Raw genomic sequence first — 17,022 nt, forward strand, 5'->3', positions numbered from 1 at the left:
GGCGCTCCTCCTCCTTCGCTGCCGCGACGAGGCCTGACACACGGCCCACCTCGTCGCGGAGTCCGTCGTGGCCCCCACAGCGCCGATGCCGGCGAGACGACGAAAGCGACGACCATGCAGAACACCCAGCGCCCCTCCGGGATGCCGATCCACAAGTACGTCCCCTTCCACGAGCAGATCCGCGTCGACCTGCCCGACCGCACGTGGCCGACGAAGCGCATCGACCGTGCCCCGCGGTGGTGCGCCGTCGACCTCCGCGACGGCAACCAGGCCCTGATCGACCCGATGGACGCCGAGCGCAAGCGCGCCATGTTCGACCTGCTCGTCCGCATGGGCTACAAGGAGATCGAAGTCGGGTTCCCGAGCGCGTCGCAGACCGACTTCGACTTCGTGCGGTCGCTCATCGACGACGGCGCGATCCCGGAGGACGTCACGATCCAGGTGCTGACCCAGGCGCGCGAGCACCTGATCGACCGCACCTACGAGGCGATCGACGGCGCGAAGCAGGCCATCGTGCACCTCTACAACTCGACGTCGATCGTCCAGCGCGAGGTCGTGTTCCGCACCGACGTCCAGGGCGTCGTCGACATCGCGGTCGCGGGAGCCCGGATGTGCAAAGCTGCCGAGGCCCGGCTGCAGCACGGCACGCAGGTGTTCTACGAGTACTCGCCGGAGTCGTACACGGGCACCGAGCTCGAGGTCGCAGTCCGCATCTGCAACGCCGTGCTCGAGGTGTTCGAGCCCACGCCCGAGCGCAAGGTGATCATCAACCTGCCCGCGACGGTCGAGATGGCGACCCCGAACGTGTACGCCGACTCCATCGAGTGGATGTCGCGCAACCTCGACCACCGCGAGGACGTCATCCTGTCGCTGCACCCGCACAACGACCGTGGCACCGCCGTCGCCGCTGCCGAGCTCGGCTACATGGCCGGAGCCGACCGCATCGAGGGCTGCCTGTTCGGCAACGGGGAGCGCACCGGCAACGTCGACCTCGTCGCGCTGGGCATGAACCTGTTCACGCAGGGCATCGACCCGGAGATCGACTTCTCGGACATCGACCAGGTCAAGCGCACCGTCGAGTACTGCAACCAGCTGCCGGTGCCCGAGCGACAGCCGTGGGCCGGCGACCTCGTCTACACGGCGTTCAGCGGCTCGCACCAGGACGCCATCAACAAGGGCTTCGAGGCGATGAAGGCGAAGGCCTCCGCCGCGGGGAAGTCCGTCGACGACATCGCCTGGGCGGTGCCGTACCTGCCCGTCGACCCGAAGGACATCGGCCGGTCGTACGAGGCGGTGATCCGCGTGAACTCGCAGTCCGGCAAGGGCGGTGTCGCGTACCTGCTCAAGACTGACCACGCGATCGACCTGCCCCGCAAGCTGCAGATCGAGTTCTCCGGCGTGGTGCAGCAGCGTACCGACACCGAGGGCGGCGAGTTCTCGTCAGAGCGCATCTGGGACCTGTTCCGCGACGAGTACCTGCCCGCCGACGACGAGTCGGACAAGTGGGGCCGCTACGAGATCACGAAGACGGCGACCTCGAGCGACTTCGACGGCACGACGAAGCTCAGCGTCGCGATGCGCGTCGACGAGGGCGCCGTCACCGCCGACGCCGTGGGTACCGGTCCGGTGGACGCGTTCCTCACCGTCATGCGGGAGCAGGGCGTCGCGGTCACGCTGTACGACTACTCGGAGCACACGATGAGCGCCTCCGGTGACGCCAAGGCGGCTGCGTACGTCGAGCTCGACGTCGACGGGACGCGACTGTGGGGCGTCGGCATCGACGCCGACATCGCGACCGCGTCGCTCAAGGCGATCGTCTCCGCGGTGAACCGAGCGGTGCGCGCCGGGGCCGCGACCGGAACGCCGGAGCTGGTCACGGCGTAGGACCGCACCCCTGACGGGAGGCGCGGGGGGGGGGCGCCCCCCCCCCCCCCCCCCCCGCGGGGGGGGGGGGGGGGGCCCCCCCCCCCCCCCGCCTCCCGTTCGTGTGCCTCCGTCGGCGTCGGCCCACCCGCCGCGGAGTGGCTGCGCCGCCGAGTCGGCGAGATTGGTCACGCTCGGCGCTCTCCGGCGACGGAACGCACCCACTCGGCGGACGCGCGCGGCATGTCCTGCCCACTCGGGGCTTGCCTCGGCGCCACCGCGGACACCGGCACGCCGGCTGTCGGCGGGGCGGGGGATACTGGGACCATGCCGCTGTACCGGGACGAGTGCGTCGTGCTGCGCACCCACAAGCTCGGCGAGGCCGACCGCATCGTCACGATGCTGTCCCGGCAGCACGGCAAGATCCGGGCGGTGGCCAAGGGGGTGCGGCGCACGGCGTCGAAGTTCGGCTCCCGGCTCGAACCCTTCATGGTCGTCGACGCACAGTTCTACGAGGGCCGATCGCTCGACATCGTCACGCAGGCCGAGAGCCTCGGCTCGTACGGCGCCCAGATCGTGACCGACTACGGCGCCTACACGGCGGCCAGCGCCATGGTCGAGACGGCCGACCGGTTGAGCGAGGCGGACGCCGGGCTCCAGCAGTACCTGTTGCTCGTCGGAGCCCTCCGTTCGCTGTCGCGTCGGGAGCACGTGGTCAGTGCCACGCTCGACTCGTACCTCCTGCGGGCGATGAGCATAGCGGGCTGGGCGCCGTCGTTCGGTGACTGCGCCGTCACGGGGGAGCCCGGCCCGCACACCGCCTTCGTCGTGCAGCTCGGCGGGGTGGTCGCCGACCGGGCCGCGCCTCCGGGGACACCCCGGCTCGACACAGACACGCTCGGCCTGCTCGGCGCGCTGCTCGCGGGGGACTGGTCGACCGTCGACGCCTGCGACGAACGGACGCGGTCGCGGGCCTCCGGCGTGGTGGCGGCGTACGCCCAGTGGCACCTGGAACGATCGCTCCGGTCACTGCCCCACGTCGACCGCAGCGAGCACCCCGCCCCGGTCGCACCGACCCCGGGCGGCGTGCCGGCAGCGGTGGCCGCGACCCCGGTGCCCGCCGTCCCCGTCCCGTCCGACCACGAAGGAACCCCTGCATGAGCCCACGCCGGTCTGCGTCCGAAGCCGTGTCCGAGGGGCTGCGACCCGTCGACTGGACGGGAGAGCAGCCGCCGGCGATCCCGGCGCAGTTCGTCCCGGAGCACGTGGCGATCGTCATGGACGGCAACGGCCGTTGGGCGAACCAGCGCGGCCTCACCCGGGTCGAGGGGCACAAGGCCGGCGAGGCCTCGCTGCTCGACGTCGTCGCCGGTGCGATCCAGATCGGCGTCAAGCACGTCTCGGCGTACGCGTTCTCGACCGAGAACTGGAAGCGTTCGCCGGAGGAGGTCCGCTTCCTGATGGGCTTCAACCGCGAGGTCATCCACCGCCGTCGCGACCAGCTGCACGCGTGGGGTGTGCGGGTGCGGTGGGCGGGCCGGCGACCACGGCTCTGGCGGAGCGTCATCGACGAACTGCAGACCGCCGAGCGGATGACCGCCGACAACGACGTGTGCACCCTGACGATGTGCGTCAACTACGGTGGGCGGAACGAGATCGTCGACGCGGTGCGGGGCATGGCCGAGGACGTCGCCGCCGGGCGGATGAAGCCGAGCCAGGTGACCGAGAAGGCGTTGGCCAAGCGGCTGTACGTGCCCGAGCTGCCGGACGTCGACCTGTTCCTGCGGAGCTCGGGCGAGCAGCGCACGTCGAACTTCATGCTGTGGCAGTCGGCGTACGCCGAGATGGTGTTCCTCGACCGGCTCTGGCCGGACTTCCGTCGGACCGACCTCTGGGGAGCGATCGAGGAGTACGCGCGCCGCGACCGACGCTACGGTGGCGCGGTCGACGCACCCACCGCCTGACGGGAGGCGCGTGGCGGCGCCGCGAGGAGCCTCCCGTCCGACCCGTGCCGGTCAGACGAGCAGGCCCGTCACCCCGCGCACCGCGTCGAGCGCGGCCCGCACGCTCGGCACCCGCTCCGCGCCGCGGGCGACGACGACCTCGACACGGCGGGCCAGCGCGTCGTCGGCCGGTGTGACCGCGACCCCCGGCGGCACGACGGTGGTCGAGAGCGCGAGTCGGGGCAGCAGCGCGACGCCGAGGCCGGCGGCGACGAGCCCGACGACCGCCGCGGCGTTGTCGGTCTCGAGCACGATCTCCGGTGTGAACCCGGATGCGGCGCACGAGGCGAGCAGGTGGCCGCGGCAGCGGGGACACCCGCCGATCCACCGGGCGTCCCGGAACGCGGCGAGGTCGGCTGCCCGTCCGTCGGGCTGCCCGTCGCGGACGGCGGTGACGAGCGCGAGCGGGTCCCGCCCGAGTGCGCGCGTCGTCAGGGTCGGATCGGTCCCCGGGTCGTCCTGCATCGCGTGCGAGAACGTCAGCGCGACGTCGACCTCCCCGCGTCGGAGGAGGTCGACGGCCTCGGGCGGCTCGGCCTCGACGTACGACGTCACGACACCGGGGCTGTCCGCCGCCAGTGCCGCGAGCACCGGCGGCACGAGGGTCGACGACGCGCTCGGGAAGCCGGCGAGCCGCACCCGACCACGGGCGAGGCCCCCGACGGCGTCGAGGTCCTCGCGCGCCGCGGCCAGCGCCGCCTCGACGTGCAGGGCGTGGTCGGCGAGCACCCGTCCGGACTCGGTCAGCGTCGCGCCGCGACCGCCCCTGAGCACGAGGTCGTGCCCGAGCCGCTGTTCGGCGCGGGTGAGCAGCTGGCTGACGGCGGGCTGGCTGTAGCCGAGCGCCGCGGCAGCGCGACTGATCGAGCCGGCGTCCCGCACGGCCAGCAGGACCCGGAGCAGCTGCGGGTCGATCGTCTCCACAACTCGATGTTATGGGACCCCGAAGAAGCCTGCTCTGGCGTGATGGACGCGGGCAACGGAGCCTGGACGCATGGACTCCTTCGTCGACGGATCGGGCTACCTCGCCGCGTGCACCGCCGGGCTCCCCACGCTCGGCACGCTGGCCGCGCAGCGGGCTGACCTCGACGCGTGGGCGCACGCCGAGACCTCGCCCGTGACCTACGGCGCCCTGGTCGAGGAGGGCCGCGCGCTCTTCGCGGGCATCGTCGGCGTCGGTCCCGACCGGGTGGCCACCGGCTCGCAGACCTCGGCGATGGTGGCGGTCGTCGCCGCGTCGCTGCCGGACGGGGCCGAGGTCGTCGTCCCCGAGGGCGACTTCTCGTCGATCGTCTTCCCGTTCCTCGTGCAGGCGCACCGCGGCGTCACGGTCCGCAGCGTCCCGATCGACCGCCTCGCCGACGCGGTGCGACCCGGCACCACCCTGGTCGCCTGGTCCGCGGTGCAGTCCGCGACCGGTGCCGTGACCGACCCGCAGCCGGTCGTCGACGCCGCGCACGCGGTCGGGGCCCTCACCCTCTGCGACCTGACGCAGGCCGCCGGGGTCCTCCCGGTGTCCGCCGCTCCCGTCGACGTCACGGTGACGCACGCCTACAAGTGGCTGTGCGCGCCCCGCGGGGTCGCCTTCGCCACGGTCTCCGACGCCGCGCTCGAGCGCATCCGCCCCGTGCAGGCCGGCTGGTACGCGGGAGAGGACGTCTGGTCCTCGTGCTACGGCCCGACCATGCGGCTCGCCACCGACGCCCGCCGCTTCGACGTGTCCCCGGCCTGGCAGGCGTGGCCCGGGGCGGTCGCCGCCCTGCGGCACCTCGCGTCCGTCGACGCGGCATCGGCCTGGAGGCACGCCACCGGTCTCACGGACCGGCTCGCGGACGCACTCGGGTCACCCCGGAGCGGGCAGGCGATCACGACGTTCCCGGACGGTGACGGGGCGGCGCTCGCCGCGTTGACCGCCGCCGGGGTGACCGCGAGCGGCCGCGCGGGACGGCTGCGCCTGGCGTTCCACCTGTGGAACGACGAGGACGACGTGACGCGTGTCGTCGAGGTGCTCCGTGGGGTGGACGGCTTCCGTCCCGTGGGGTGACGGATCCGTCCACAGGTGTGGCGCCTCCCGACCGGTGACGGTCGCGAGGCCGGTACGATTGCCGGGTCCGTCACCGAACCGAGCACCCAGCTCGGCGACCTAGGAGCACCTCTTGGCACAGCCCTCCCGTCTCGACAGCGTCATCGCCCTGGCCAAGGGCCGTGGCTTCGTCTTCCAGTCGGGGGAGATCTACGGCGGATCCCGCTCCGCGTGGGACTACGGGCCGCTCGGTGTCGAGCTCAAGGAGAACATCAAGCGCCAGTGGTGGCAGCGGTTCGTCCGCGGCCGCGGCGACATGGTCGGCCTCGACTCCGCCGTGATCCTGCCCCGCAAGGTGTGGGAGGCCTCCGGCCACGTCGCGACCTTCACCGACCCGCTCGTCGAGTGCCTGCACTGCCACCACCGGTTCCGCGAGGACCACCTGCTCGAGGCGTTCGAGGCGAAGAAGGGTCGAGCACCCGAGGGCGGCATGGCCGAGGTGCCGTGCCCGAACTGCGGCACCCGGGGTGAGTGGACCGAGCCGCGCGAGTTCTCCGGCATGCTCAAGACCTACCTCGGCCCGGTCGAGTCGGAGGAGGGGCTGAACTTCCTCCGCCCCGAGACCGCGCAGGGCATCTTCGTCGACTTCGCGCAGGTCGTCACCACGAGCCGCATGAAGCCCCCGTTCGGCATCGGCCAGGTCGGCAAGGCGTTCCGCAACGAGATCACGCCCGGCAACTTCATCTTCCGCACGCGTGAGTTCGAGCAGATGGAGATCGAGTACTTCGTGCCGCCGGCCGACGTCGACACGCACTACGAGCAGTGGATCGCCGACGCGGTCGCGTTCTTCACCGACCTCGGGATCGACCCCGAGAACCTCCGCCGCTTCGACGTGCCGGACGGCGAGCGTGCGCACTACTCGGACGCCACCGCGGACATCGAGTACCGCTTCGGGTTCGCCGGGTCCGAGTGGGGCGAGCTCATGGGCGTCGCGAACCGCACCGACTTCGACCTGAACAACCACATCGAGTCGTCGGGCAAGGACCTCCGCTTCTTCGACCAGGCCGCGAACGAGAAGTACGTGCCGTACGTCATCGAGCCATCGTTCGGTCTGACGCGTGCGCTCATGGCGTTCCTGCTCGACGCTTACCACGAGGACGAGGCCCCGAACGCGAAGGGCGGCGTCGACAAGCGCACGGTGCTGCGCCTCGACCCGCGCCTGGCACCCGTCAAGGCCGCGGTGCTGCCGCTCTCCCGCAACGAGCAGCTGTCGCCGGTGGCGCGCGGGCTCGCCGACGACCTGCGCAAGTACTGGAACGTCGACTTCGACGACGCCGGCGCGATCGGTCGTCGCTACCGTCGCCACGACGAGATCGGCACGCCGTTCTGCATCACGGTCGACTTCGACACGCTCGACGACAAGGCCGTGACCGTGCGTGAGCGCGACACGATGTCGCAGGAGCGCGTCGCGCTCGACCAGCTGCAGGGCTACCTGGCGCAGCGGCTGCTCGGCGCGTAGCTGCGGCTGCTGTCGCACAACCGAAGGCACCCCGAACCACGGAAGCGCGTGGTTCGAGGTGCCTTCGGTTGTGCACGGCGCACTCGGCACGGTGCACGGCGCGCAGCCGCGGGAATGCGCACGCGCGAAGCGGGATTGCACCCCGTGTGAACGAGTCTGTGAAGGTCGATGTCTGGTCGGACATCGCGTGCCCCTGGTGCTACATCGGCAAGCGGAAGTTCGAGGCCGGCGTCGCCGCGTTCGCCTCGTCGCCCGAGGCCCAGCCGGTCGAGGTCGAGTACCACTCCTTCGAACTGAGCCCGGACACCCCCGTCGACTTCGAGGGCACCGAGGCCGAGTTCCTCTCGCAGCACAAGGGCCTGCCGGTCGACCGGGCGCAGCAGATGATCGACCAGGTCGCAGGCATCGCCTCGTCCGTCGGACTGCACTACGACTACGACGCGCTGCGACACACGAACACCGTCAAGGCCCACCAGGTCATCCACCTGGCGAAGCAGCACGGCAAGCAGCTCGAGATGGTCGAGCGGCTGTTCACCGCCTACTTCGAGCGCGGCGAGCACGTCGGGCAGGACGAGTCGTTGGCCGACCTCGGCGCGTCGATCGGACTCGACCGCGACGAGGTCCTCGCGACCCTGCGGGACGACGCCCAGCTCGCCGCCGTCCGCGCCGACCAGGCCCAGGCGCAGGCGTTCGGCATCAACGGCGTGCCGTTCTTCGTCATCGACGGCAAGTACGGCGTCTCCGGCGCCCAGGACCCGGCGGCCTTCGAGCAGGTGCTCCGCCAGGTGGTCGCGTTGCGCGAGACCACCCCCGAGGAACTCGCGGAACGGCAGCAGCGTGCCGAGGACGACGCGGCCGCGGATGCGGAGATGACCCGGTGACGGGCGCGACGACGACCGGACCGGTCGAGCCGAGCCTCCAGGCCGACGGTCTGGAGGCGCGACCCACCCTGCTCACGCTCGTCACGCCCGGCGTCGCGCCGGTCTGCGAGGGCGACAGCTGCTTCGTGCCCGGCGCGGAGGGCGACTGGACCGAGGTCCCCGACTGACCGTCCGCTAGCGGACGGGTTCCTCGTCGGTGATGTCGGCGACGGTCGCGTCGTAGGCGGCGACGAGCGCGTCACCGTCGACGAAGGCACTCGCACCGTGGCGACCGGCACCGAGCGCGATGCGTCGGCCGAGGACGCGCTCGTCGGCGTACACCGGCAGGTCGCCGGTCGCGCCGATCGGCGTGATCGTGCCGCGCTCGTAGCCCGAGGCCTCGAGCGCGGTGGCTGCGTCGGGCATCGAGAGCTTGTTGACGCCGACGACGGTGCGGAGCTTCTTCCAGGCGATGCTGCGGCCGCCCGGCACCAGCGCGAGCAGGAAGCCACCGTCGTGACGCTTGACGACGAGCGTCTTCACGATGTCGCCGGGCTCGATGCCGAGCAGGGCCGCGGCGCCCTCGAGGGAGTCGGCCGCGGGGCGCTCGACGACGTCCACGGACAGGCCCCGGGCTGCGGCGTCGGCGTCGAACCGGGCGATGGCGGAGTCGGTCATGTGGAGAACGCTACCGGCGCGGAACCGGCATGGGAGAATGGAGCACGTATGACGATCACCGACACGCCCAGCACGGCGCCCCGCACGGCGAAGCCCCTGCGCATCGGCCCCATCGAGGTCGAGGCGCCGGTCGTGCTCGCCCCGATGGCGGGCATCACGAACATGGCCTACCGCCGGCTCTGCCGCGAGTACGGCGCTGGTCTCTACGTCTGCGAGATGATCACCTCGCGGGCGCTGGTCGAACGCACACCCGTGTCGATGCAGCTCATCCAGCACCACGAGTCGGAGACCCCGCGGTCGATCCAGCTGTACGGCGTCGAGCCGAACACCGTGGCCGAGGCCGCGACGATCCTGGTGGGCGAGGACCGCGCCGACCACATCGACCTCAACTTCGGGTGCCCGGTGCCCAAGGTCACGCGGAAGGGCGGGGGAGCGGCCCTGCCGTGGAAGACCGACCTCTTCAAGGACCTCGTCGAGAAGACCGTCAAGGCCGCCGGTGACGTCCCGGTCACGGTGAAGATGCGCAAGGGCATCGACGCCGACCACCTGACCTACCTCGACGCGGCGCGCATCGCCCGCGACGCCGGGGTCGCGGCGATCTCGCTGCATGCCCGCACCGCGAACGAGCACTACTCGGGCCACGCGGACTGGTCGGCGATCGCGACCCTGAAGGAAGCCGTCACCGACATCCCCGTGCTCGGCAACGGCGACATCTGGTCCGCCGCGGACGCCCTGCGGATGGTCGACGAGACCGGCTGCGACGGTGTCGTGGTCGGCCGCGGGTGCCTGGGTCGTCCGTGGTTGTTCGGCGACCTGGCGGCGGCGTTCCGGGGTGAGGACGTCCGCGCGATGCCCTCACTCGGCGACGTCGCGATCGCGTTCCGTCGGCACACCGAGCTGCTCGTCGAGTTCTTCGGGTCCGAGGACCACGGGTGCCGCGACGCCCGGAAGCACGTGTCCTGGTACTTCAAGGGGTACCCGATCGGCGGCGACGTCCGCTCGGCGCTCTCGATGGCGTCGAGCCTGCAGGAGATCGACGACTTGCTCGGGCAGCTCGACTGGTCGGCGCCGTACCCGGGTGCCGACGTCGAGGGCCCGCGTGGCCGCGCCGGACACCCGAAGCGCACGGCACTGCCGGACCGCTGGCTCGAGTCACGTGACGTCGACGCCGAGTTCCGCAAGGTCCTCGCCGCCGCCGAGCTGCACCACAGCGGCGGATGAGCGCCACCGCCTCGTACGGGCCCGCCGACGCCGAGCGCTGGCTGCCCGAGACCCACGGCAACCGCCGGTCCGACTTCGCCCGCGACCGTGCTCGTCTGCTGCACTCGAGCGCACTCCGGCGTCTGGCCGCGAAGACCCAGGTGCTCAGTCCGACGACCGGACTCGACTTCGCCCGCAACCGCCTGACGCACTCGCTCGAGGTCGCGCAGGTCGGGCGCGAGCTCGCGGACTCGCTCGGGCTCGACCCCGACGTCGTCGACACGGCCTGCCTGGCGCACGACATCGGGCACCCGCCGTTCGGGCACAACGGCGAGACCGCGGTGAACGCCTGGGCTGCGGACATCGGCGGGTTCGAGGGCAACGCGCAGACCCTGCGACTGCTGACCCGCCTCGAGCCGAAGGTCTACGGCGACGGACCCGACGACGACCGGCCGTACGGCCTCAACCTGACACGAGCGTCGCTCGACGCGAGCTGCAAGTACCCGTGGCCGGCGGCGCAGGGCGTCGCCGAGGCGTCCTCCGGTCGGACGAAGTTCGGCTTCTACGACGACGACCACGACGCCTTCGAGTGGCTCCGTCACGGGGCTCCCCGTCGGCAGCGGTGCATCGAGGCACAGGTCATGGACCTGTCCGACGACATCGCCTACTCGGTGCACGACTTCGAGGACGCCGTCGTCGCGGGCTTCATCGACGTGGCGGCGCTCGGCGACCGGGTCGGCGAGAACGACATCGTGACCGCCATGCACGCCTGGGTCGGGTCGGACCTCAGCCGCGACGAGCTGCTCGAGGCGTTCGACCGGCTCCGGTCGCTGCCGCTGTGGATGACCTCGTACGACGGATCGCGCCGGGACATGGCGCGACTGAAGAACCTCACCTCGCAGCTGATCGGCCGGTTCGCCCGGACGGCGACCGCGGCGACGCGTGAGTCCTACGCGTCGGGGTCGCTCGTCCGCTTCGCCGCCTCGGTCGTGACCCCGCCGGAGATCATCGGGGAGATCGCGGTGCTCAAGGGCATCGTCGCCGCGTTCGTGATGACCCAGGGTGACCGTCAGCCCGTGTACGAGGACCAGCGGCGGGTGCTCACCGAGCTCCTCGACGCACTCGCGGCGACGGGCAGTGCCGATCTCGAGCCGGGGTTCGCGGCGGACTGGCGTGCGGCGTCCGACGATGCCGGGCGGCTCCGTGCCGTGGTCGACCAGGTCGCGAGCCTGACCGACCAGGGGGCGTTGGCGTGGCACAAGCGGCTCGTGGTGGGAGACCGGGAGACGACGCACATCGCGGTGTGAGCCCGGTGTCTCGCGCGGGACGGCCCGGCCGCCGCGCGTGTCGACGTGACCACCGACCGAGGTGGGACGCCTGCTGGTCATGCACCGCGCCTCCCGGCCGGGGTGCTCTCCACAGGCGGACGCGGGCCGTCCTCCGGTGCCAGCCGCACGAACTAGGATCGAGGGGTGGCTGGCAGGATCGCGCGGAACGACATCGACGAGGTCCGCTCGCGTGTCAACATCGCGGATGTCGTCGGTGACCACGTCACGCTGAAGTCGGCGGGCGTCGGATCGCTCAAGGGGCTCTGCCCGTTCCACGACGAGCGTTCCCCGTCCTTCCACGTGCGCCCGCAGGTCGGCCGGTACCACTGCTTCGGGTGCGGCGAGGACGGCGACGTCTTCGAGTTCATCATCAAGATGGACCACACCACCTTCCAGGAAGCCGTCGAGCGGATGGCCGCGAAGATCGGCTTCACGCTCCACTACGAAGAGGGCGACGGTCCCCGCACCGACTACAACCAGCGCGCTCGGCTGATCGCCGCGAACGAGGCAGCGCTCGAGTTCTACCAGTCGCAGCTCACCTCGGCGGCGGCCGAACCGGCACGACGATTCCTGGGGGAGCGCGGCTTCGACCCTGCGGCGGCACAGCACTTCGGTGTGGGGTTTGCCCCGCAGTCGTACGACGCCACGCGCGAGCACCTGCGCAGCCGCGGCTTCTCGATGGACGAGATCCTCGCGGCGGGGCTCGCGGGCCAGGGCGACCGCTCGCCGTACGACCGGTTCCGCGGCCGGCTCGTGTGGCCGATCCGCGACGTCACCGGCGCGACGATCGGGTTCGGCGCGCGCCGGCTGCTCGACGACGACAAGGGCCCGAAGTACCTCAACACCCCGGAGACGCCGATCTACCACAAGAGCCAGGTGCTCTACGGACTCGACCTCGCCCGGAAGGACATCGCGAAGGGCAAGCAGGTCGTGATCGTCGAGGGGTACACCGACGTGATGGCGTGCCACCTCGCCGGCGTGACCACCGCGGTCGCGACGTGCGGGACCTCGTTCGGAGTCGACCACATCAAGGTGCTCCGGCCGATGCTGGGGGACTCCGCGAACGCCCACCTCTCGCAGCTCGGCGACATCGTCTTCACCTTCGACCCGGACGAGGCCGGGCAGCGCGCTGCCGCCCGAGCCTTCGCCGAGGAGAGCCGGTTCGCGTCCCAGACCTACGTGGCGGTCGCGCCCGGTGGCCTCGACCCGTGCGACCTCCGGCTGGCACGGGGTGACGCCGCCGTCGAGCGGCTGATCGAGTCGAAGCGACCGATGTTCGAGTTCATCATTCGACGTCGTCTCGCCGCGCACGACATCGAGACGGCGGAGGGGCGGGTGTCCGGACTGCGTGACGCCGCACCCGTCGTCGCCGGGATCCGCGACCGCACCCTCGCCAGCGCGTACGTCCGGGAGACCGCGAAGTGGCTCGGGGTCGACATCCCCGAGGTGCGTCGAGCGGTCGACGCCGCACGCCAACGTTCAGGGGCGACACAGTCCGACCGGACGCACAGTTCCGTCCCCGTCGGGCAGGCAGGTCCGGGCGGCGAGCTGGTCGCCCCACCCGAGGAACCCGTGGCCGGGATCCGGCTCCTGCCGAACGACCCGATCACCCGCATGGAGCGGGACGCCGTGATGGCGATGGTGCAGCAACCGGTGCACGTCGGCGTGCCGTTGCTCGGGCTCGCGGCCGGGGCGACCTTCTCGGCACCGATGCTGTCCGTGGTGCGGGACGCCGTCGTGGCGAACCTCGACTCCATCGGTGCGGCCAACTGGCTCGACCGGCTGCTCCAGGACGTGCCGGCGCCGTTCCGCGGTCTCGTGCAGGAGCTCGCACTCGCGCCGATCCCCGCGCGCACCGACGAGGACCTCGCGCTGTACGCACGGAGCATCGTCGTGGCCCTGGTCGAGCGTGACCTGCTCGCCCGCAAGGCGTCGCTGCTCGGGCAGTTGCAGCGCGCCGACCCCTACGAGCAGGCTGACCGACGCTCGGAGATCCAGCGCCAGCTCGTCGACATCGACGCCCAGCGGATGCGACTCCGCGCCGACGCCGAGGCGGCAGCGCAGGGCTGAGTGCCGCGGGTCGTCGCCCGGCCGATCGTGCTGGCCCTCACGGTCGCGCGACTTGCCGTGTGCGGTCGATCTGGTTGCACGACTCGTCGTCGCGACTCGAACTGAGCGGCAAGTCGTACGACCAGGACGCGAGCGCCACCGACGGGCGCCGAGCGGGCAGGACATGCCGAGCGTGTGACGTCGGGCGGGTGGGACGTGTCGGCCGGGGAGGTCGAGCGTGACAGATCTCGCCCGCTCGGCGGCCCGCACCCCGCCCGACAGCCCGCTCGGCGACCGGTAGCCCGCCGCGGCGTTCGGGTGCTGAGCGGGCAGGACACGCCGCGTGCGTGCCGGCGCGCGGGTGCAAGGCGTCGGGCGGAGGCGTCGAGCGTGACGGATCTTGCCCGCTCGGCGCACCCCGGGTCGAGCCGCACCCCGCCCGACAGCCGGCCGCGGCTCGCCCGGGGACGCCGGCGTTGCACCACGCAACATTCCTGCGCGACACGCCGCACGGTGACGCGCGCATCATGCGTCACGCAACGCGATCGCGCATTACAAGGGTGTAAACAAATGTCCCTCGAATCGTGGAGTTCCGTGTCAGGGTGGTACCAATGAGCGTTCCCGGCGGGCCTCACAGTCGAACCACCGCCCGCCGCGAACCCCTTGCGAACCAACAAGAGAGAGAGCGGACATGGCATCCGTGACCAAGTGGGGTAGGCGCGGCATCGCGCTCGGCGCCGGAGTGGCAGCGACGGCGCTGGTGCTCACCGGCTGCGCGAGCAGCAGCGTCTCCGACACCGAACTGAACGGCCTGAGCATCGGGACGACCGACAAGGTCACGTCCCTCGACCCGGCCGGGTCCTACGACAACGGCTCCTTCGCCGTCCAGAACCAGGTGTTCCCCTTCCTGATGAACACCCCGGTCGGCAGCCCCGACGTCAAGCCGGACATCGCCGAGAGCGGCGAGTTCACGAACGACACCACGTACACGGTGAAGCTCAAGAGCGGGCTGAAGTTCGCGAACGGTCACGACCTGACCTCGAGCGACGTGAAGTTCTCGTTCGAGCGCGAGCTGAAGATCAACAACGAGAACGGCCCGCAGTCCCTGCTCGCCAACCTCAAGAGCATCGAGACCCCGGACGACACCACGGTCGTGTTCAACCTCGACCACGCCGACCAGACCTGGCCGCAGGTGCTCTCGAGCCCCGCCGGTCCGATCGTCGACGAGCAGGTCTTCTCCGCCGACAAGCTCACGCCGGCGGCGGACATCGTCAAGGGCAACGCGTTCGCCGGGCAGTACGAGATCACCTCGTACAAGGAGAACGACACGATCCAGTACAAGGCGAACCCGAACTACGACGGGCTCCTGGGCAAGGCGAAGACCGACGCGGTCACCGCCAGCTACTACACCAAGGAGACCGACCTCAAGCTCGCCGTGCAGAAGGGCGACGTCGACGTGGCGTACCGCTCGCTGACGCCGACCGACATCTCGGACCTCCGCAAGGACGACTCCGTCGAGGTGTACGACGGCCCCGGCGGCGAGATCCGCTACCTGGTCTTCAACTTCAACACGCAGCCGTTCGGCGCGAGCCAGTCCGACGCGGACGAGGCGAAGGCCCTGGCCGTGCGCGAGGCCGTCGCGGACGTCGTCGACCGCGAGAAGATCGCGAAGGACGTGTACAACAACACGTACTCGCCGCTCTACTCGATGGTGCCGGACGGACTGACGGGTGCCGCGAAGCCCTTCGAGGAGATGTACGGCAACGGCAGCGGCGGCCCCGACGTCGACAAGGCGAAGGAGACCCTGTCGAAGGCGGGCGTGTCCGGCAAGGTGCAGCTCGACATCCAGTACGCGCCGGACCACTACGGATCGACCTCGGACGACGAGTACGCCGAGCTCAAGACGCAGCTCGAGAACTCGGGCCTGTTCACCGTGAACATCCAGTCGACGGTCTACACGACCTACGCCCAGGAGCGCACCAAGGACGCCTACCCGGTGTACCAGCTCGGCTGGTTCCCGGACTTCTCGGACGCCGACAACTACCTGTCGCCGTTCTTCACGAAGGACAACTTCGTGCAGAACCACTACGACGACGCGGAGATCCAGAAGCTCATCTCCGAGGAGCAGCAGGAGTCCGACAAGGACAAGCGTGCCGACCTGATCAAGCAGGCACAGGAGCGCGAGGCATCGCAGATCTCGACACTGCCGCTCCTGCAGGGCAAGTCCGTCGCGGTCGCGGGCAAGGACGTCAAGGGCCTGACCCTCGACTCCTCGTACAAGTTCCGCTACGCGACCCTCTCCAAGTAACACCGGCGTCGGCCCACGGGGGCGTTCCCAGGAGGAGCGCCCCCGTGACCGCGTCCCGAACGGCACCGAAAGGCACCCGTCCCCGTGACCCTCAGCACCCCCGAGGCGACACCGGAGCTGGCCACCGACCCCACCAAGCCCCAGGCACAGCGACGTGCCCGCGGGCAGGGCGGCGGACTCGGCCGGTACATCCTGGTCCGCTTCCTCCTCATCTTCCCGACGGTCTTCATCCTGGTGACCCTCGTCTTCTTCCTGATGCGCGTCATCGGGAACCCGATCACCGCGTCGGTCGGCGGCCGGCTCACGCCGACGCAGCTGCAGGAACGCCTGCACGCCGCCGGGTACGACCGCCCGGTGGTCGTCCAGTACCTCGAGTACCTCGGCAACATCGTCCGCGGTGACTTCGGGACGACGTCGACCGACAACCGGCCGATCACCGAGATCATCGTCACGTACGGCGGTGCGACCGCGGAGCTCGTCTTCTACGCGCTCATCGTCGCGCTGGTGCTCGGCATCCCGCTCGGCATGCTCGCGGCGTACGTCCGCGACAAGTGGCCGGACGTGCTCTTCCGGGCGCTCGCGATCCTGACGTACGCGACGCCGGTGTTCTTCGGTGGTCTGCTCCTGAAGCTCGTCTTCTCGGTCTGGCTCGGCTGGCTCCCGCTCGGCGACCGTGCGTCGACGCGGGTGTCGCTCATCCTCGACAACATCCCCGGCGCGTCCGGCATCTACATCATCGACGCGCTCCGGACCGGCAACGCGCAGGTCATCGGCGACGTCCTGTCGCACGCGGTCCTGCCCGCACTGACGCTCGGCCTGCTCACCGCCGGCATCTTCCTGCGGCTGGTGCGCGCCAACATGATCGGCACGCTCGGTTCCGAGTACGTCGACGCGGCCCGCTCGCGCGGCGTCCGGGAGGCGCGGCTCGTCCGGACCCACGCCTTCCGTCCGGCGCTGGTCCCGATCATCACCGTGATGGGTCTGCAGATCGCGATGCTGCTGGGTGGGTCGGTCCTCACCGAGACCACCTTCGGCTGGCGCGGGCTCGGCTTCGAGCTCAACCAGTACCTGTCGGCCCGCGACTTCGTCGCGGTGCAGGGCATCGTCGCGATGCTCGCCGTCATCGTCGCGGTGACGAACTTCGTCGTCGACGTCGTCGCGGCGCTCATCGACCCGAGAGTGAGGTTCTAG

Annotated in this window: 14 protein-coding genes; 12 read left to right on the forward strand and 2 right to left on the reverse strand. The window is 70.9% G+C overall.

All coding sequences use genetic code 11. The annotated features are described in order from the left end of the window. Positions 1 to 114: 114 nt before the first annotated feature. From leuA to ABIC52_RS06000, 3 genes are all read left to right on the forward strand, one after another. Positions 115 to 1,884, forward strand: coding sequence for a 2-isopropylmalate synthase (leuA, locus tag ABIC52_RS05990; protein WP_126891614.1), 1,770 nt, complete (start codon positions 115 to 117; stop codon positions 1,882 to 1,884). A gap of 306 nt (positions 1,885 to 2,190) precedes the next feature. Further along, a complete protein-coding gene (gene recO / locus ABIC52_RS05995) occupies positions 2,191 to 3,024 on the forward strand; it encodes a DNA repair protein RecO (RefSeq protein WP_126891613.1) in 834 nt (277 codons plus the stop codon). Next, positions 3,021 to 3,827 carry an isoprenyl transferase gene (locus ABIC52_RS06000; protein WP_126891612.1) on the forward strand — a complete coding sequence of 269 codons (807 nt, stop codon included), beginning with the start codon at positions 3,021 to 3,023 and terminating at the stop codon, positions 3,825 to 3,827. Before recO ends, ABIC52_RS06000 begins: the two co-directional genes overlap by 4 nt. 51 nt (positions 3,828 to 3,878) lie before the next feature. Here ABIC52_RS06000 and ABIC52_RS06005 read toward each other — a convergent pair whose 3' ends face one another. After that, on the reverse strand, positions 3,879 to 4,790 hold the full coding sequence (locus tag ABIC52_RS06005; RefSeq protein WP_209676847.1) for a LysR family transcriptional regulator: 912 nt from the start codon (positions 4,788 to 4,790) through the stop codon (positions 3,879 to 3,881). A 70-nt stretch (positions 4,791 to 4,860) separates the two neighbouring features. On the opposite strand from ABIC52_RS06005, the gene ABIC52_RS06010 reads away from it, so the two are divergent. The 4 genes from ABIC52_RS06010 to ABIC52_RS06025 all read left to right on the forward strand — a co-directional run bounded on the left by ABIC52_RS06010 (position 4,861) and on the right by ABIC52_RS06025 (position 8,456). Then, entirely contained in the window at positions 4,861 to 5,910 is a 1,050-nt protein-coding gene (locus ABIC52_RS06010) for an aminotransferase class V-fold PLP-dependent enzyme (protein ID WP_209676849.1), read from the forward strand. A gap of 112 nt (positions 5,911 to 6,022) precedes the next feature. After that, complete coding sequence (locus ABIC52_RS06015; RefSeq protein WP_250367626.1) at positions 6,023 to 7,408, forward strand: glycine--tRNA ligase; 1,386 nt, start codon at positions 6,023 to 6,025, stop codon at positions 7,406 to 7,408. Between the two features lie 146 nt (positions 7,409 to 7,554). Continuing rightward, positions 7,555 to 8,289 carry a DsbA family oxidoreductase gene (locus ABIC52_RS06020; protein ID WP_354026865.1) on the forward strand — a complete coding sequence of 245 codons (735 nt, stop codon included), beginning with the start codon at positions 7,555 to 7,557 and terminating at the stop codon, positions 8,287 to 8,289. Then, positions 8,286 to 8,456, forward strand: coding sequence for a hypothetical protein (locus tag ABIC52_RS06025; RefSeq protein WP_153257436.1), 171 nt, complete (start codon positions 8,286 to 8,288; stop codon positions 8,454 to 8,456). The genes ABIC52_RS06020 and ABIC52_RS06025 overlap by 4 nt, the downstream gene beginning before the upstream one ends. A 7-nt stretch (positions 8,457 to 8,463) precedes the next feature. On the opposite strand, the gene ABIC52_RS06030 is transcribed toward ABIC52_RS06025, so the two are convergent. Then, positions 8,464 to 8,946: an aminoacyl-tRNA deacylase gene (locus ABIC52_RS06030; protein WP_209676855.1), complete on the reverse strand. Its 483-nt coding sequence runs from the start codon at positions 8,944 to 8,946 to the stop codon at positions 8,464 to 8,466. Positions 8,947 to 8,994: 48 nt separating this feature from the next. Between ABIC52_RS06030 and dusB the strand changes: the two genes are divergently transcribed. The 5 genes from dusB to ABIC52_RS06055 all read left to right on the forward strand — a co-directional run bounded on the left by dusB (position 8,995) and on the right by ABIC52_RS06055 (position 17,022). Next, complete coding sequence (gene dusB / locus ABIC52_RS06035) at positions 8,995 to 10,167, forward strand: tRNA dihydrouridine synthase DusB (protein WP_126891461.1); 1,173 nt, start codon at positions 8,995 to 8,997, stop codon at positions 10,165 to 10,167. Then, positions 10,164 to 11,453 (forward strand): deoxyguanosinetriphosphate triphosphohydrolase, encoded by a 1,290-nt coding sequence (locus ABIC52_RS06040; protein ID WP_209676857.1) that lies wholly within the window; start codon positions 10,164 to 10,166, stop codon positions 11,451 to 11,453. Before dusB ends, ABIC52_RS06040 begins: the two co-directional genes overlap by 4 nt. A 165-nt stretch (positions 11,454 to 11,618) precedes the next feature. After that, positions 11,619 to 13,544 (forward strand): DNA primase, encoded by a 1,926-nt coding sequence (dnaG, locus tag ABIC52_RS06045; RefSeq protein WP_209676859.1) that lies wholly within the window; start codon positions 11,619 to 11,621, stop codon positions 13,542 to 13,544. A gap of 670 nt (positions 13,545 to 14,214) precedes the next feature. Then, entirely contained in the window at positions 14,215 to 15,831 is a 1,617-nt protein-coding gene (locus tag ABIC52_RS06050; protein ID WP_354026866.1) for an ABC transporter substrate-binding protein, read from the forward strand. Between the two features lie 84 nt (positions 15,832 to 15,915). Further along, entirely contained in the window at positions 15,916 to 17,022 is a 1,107-nt protein-coding gene (locus ABIC52_RS06055; RefSeq protein ID WP_209676864.1) for an ABC transporter permease, read from the forward strand.

The sequence above is a fragment of the Curtobacterium oceanosedimentum genome (genome assembly GCF_040545555.1).
Classification (GTDB): Bacteria; Actinomycetota; Actinomycetes; order Actinomycetales; family Microbacteriaceae; genus Curtobacterium.

Excerpts from the sequence above, each read along its gene's own strand:
- leuA (WP_126891614.1), top strand. The coding sequence starts at position 115 with ATGCAGAACACCCAGCGCCCCTCCGGGATGCCGATCCACAAGTACGTC.
- recO (WP_126891613.1), top strand. The coding sequence starts at position 2,191 with ATGCCGCTGTACCGGGACGAGTGCGTCGTGCTGCGCACCCACAAGCTC.
- ABIC52_RS06000 (WP_126891612.1), top strand. The coding sequence starts at position 3,021 with ATGAGCCCACGCCGGTCTGCGTCCGAAGCCGTGTCCGAGGGGCTGCGA.
- ABIC52_RS06010 (WP_209676849.1), top strand. The coding sequence starts at position 4,861 with ATGGACTCCTTCGTCGACGGATCGGGCTACCTCGCCGCGTGCACCGCC.
- ABIC52_RS06030 (WP_209676855.1), bottom strand. The coding sequence starts at position 8,946 with ATGACCGACTCCGCCATCGCCCGGTTCGACGCCGACGCCGCAGCCCGG.
- dusB (WP_126891461.1), top strand. The coding sequence starts at position 8,995 with ATGACGATCACCGACACGCCCAGCACGGCGCCCCGCACGGCGAAGCCC.
- ABIC52_RS06040 (WP_209676857.1), top strand. The coding sequence starts at position 10,164 with ATGAGCGCCACCGCCTCGTACGGGCCCGCCGACGCCGAGCGCTGGCTG.
- ABIC52_RS06050 (WP_354026866.1), top strand. The coding sequence starts at position 14,215 with ATGGCATCCGTGACCAAGTGGGGTAGGCGCGGCATCGCGCTCGGCGCC.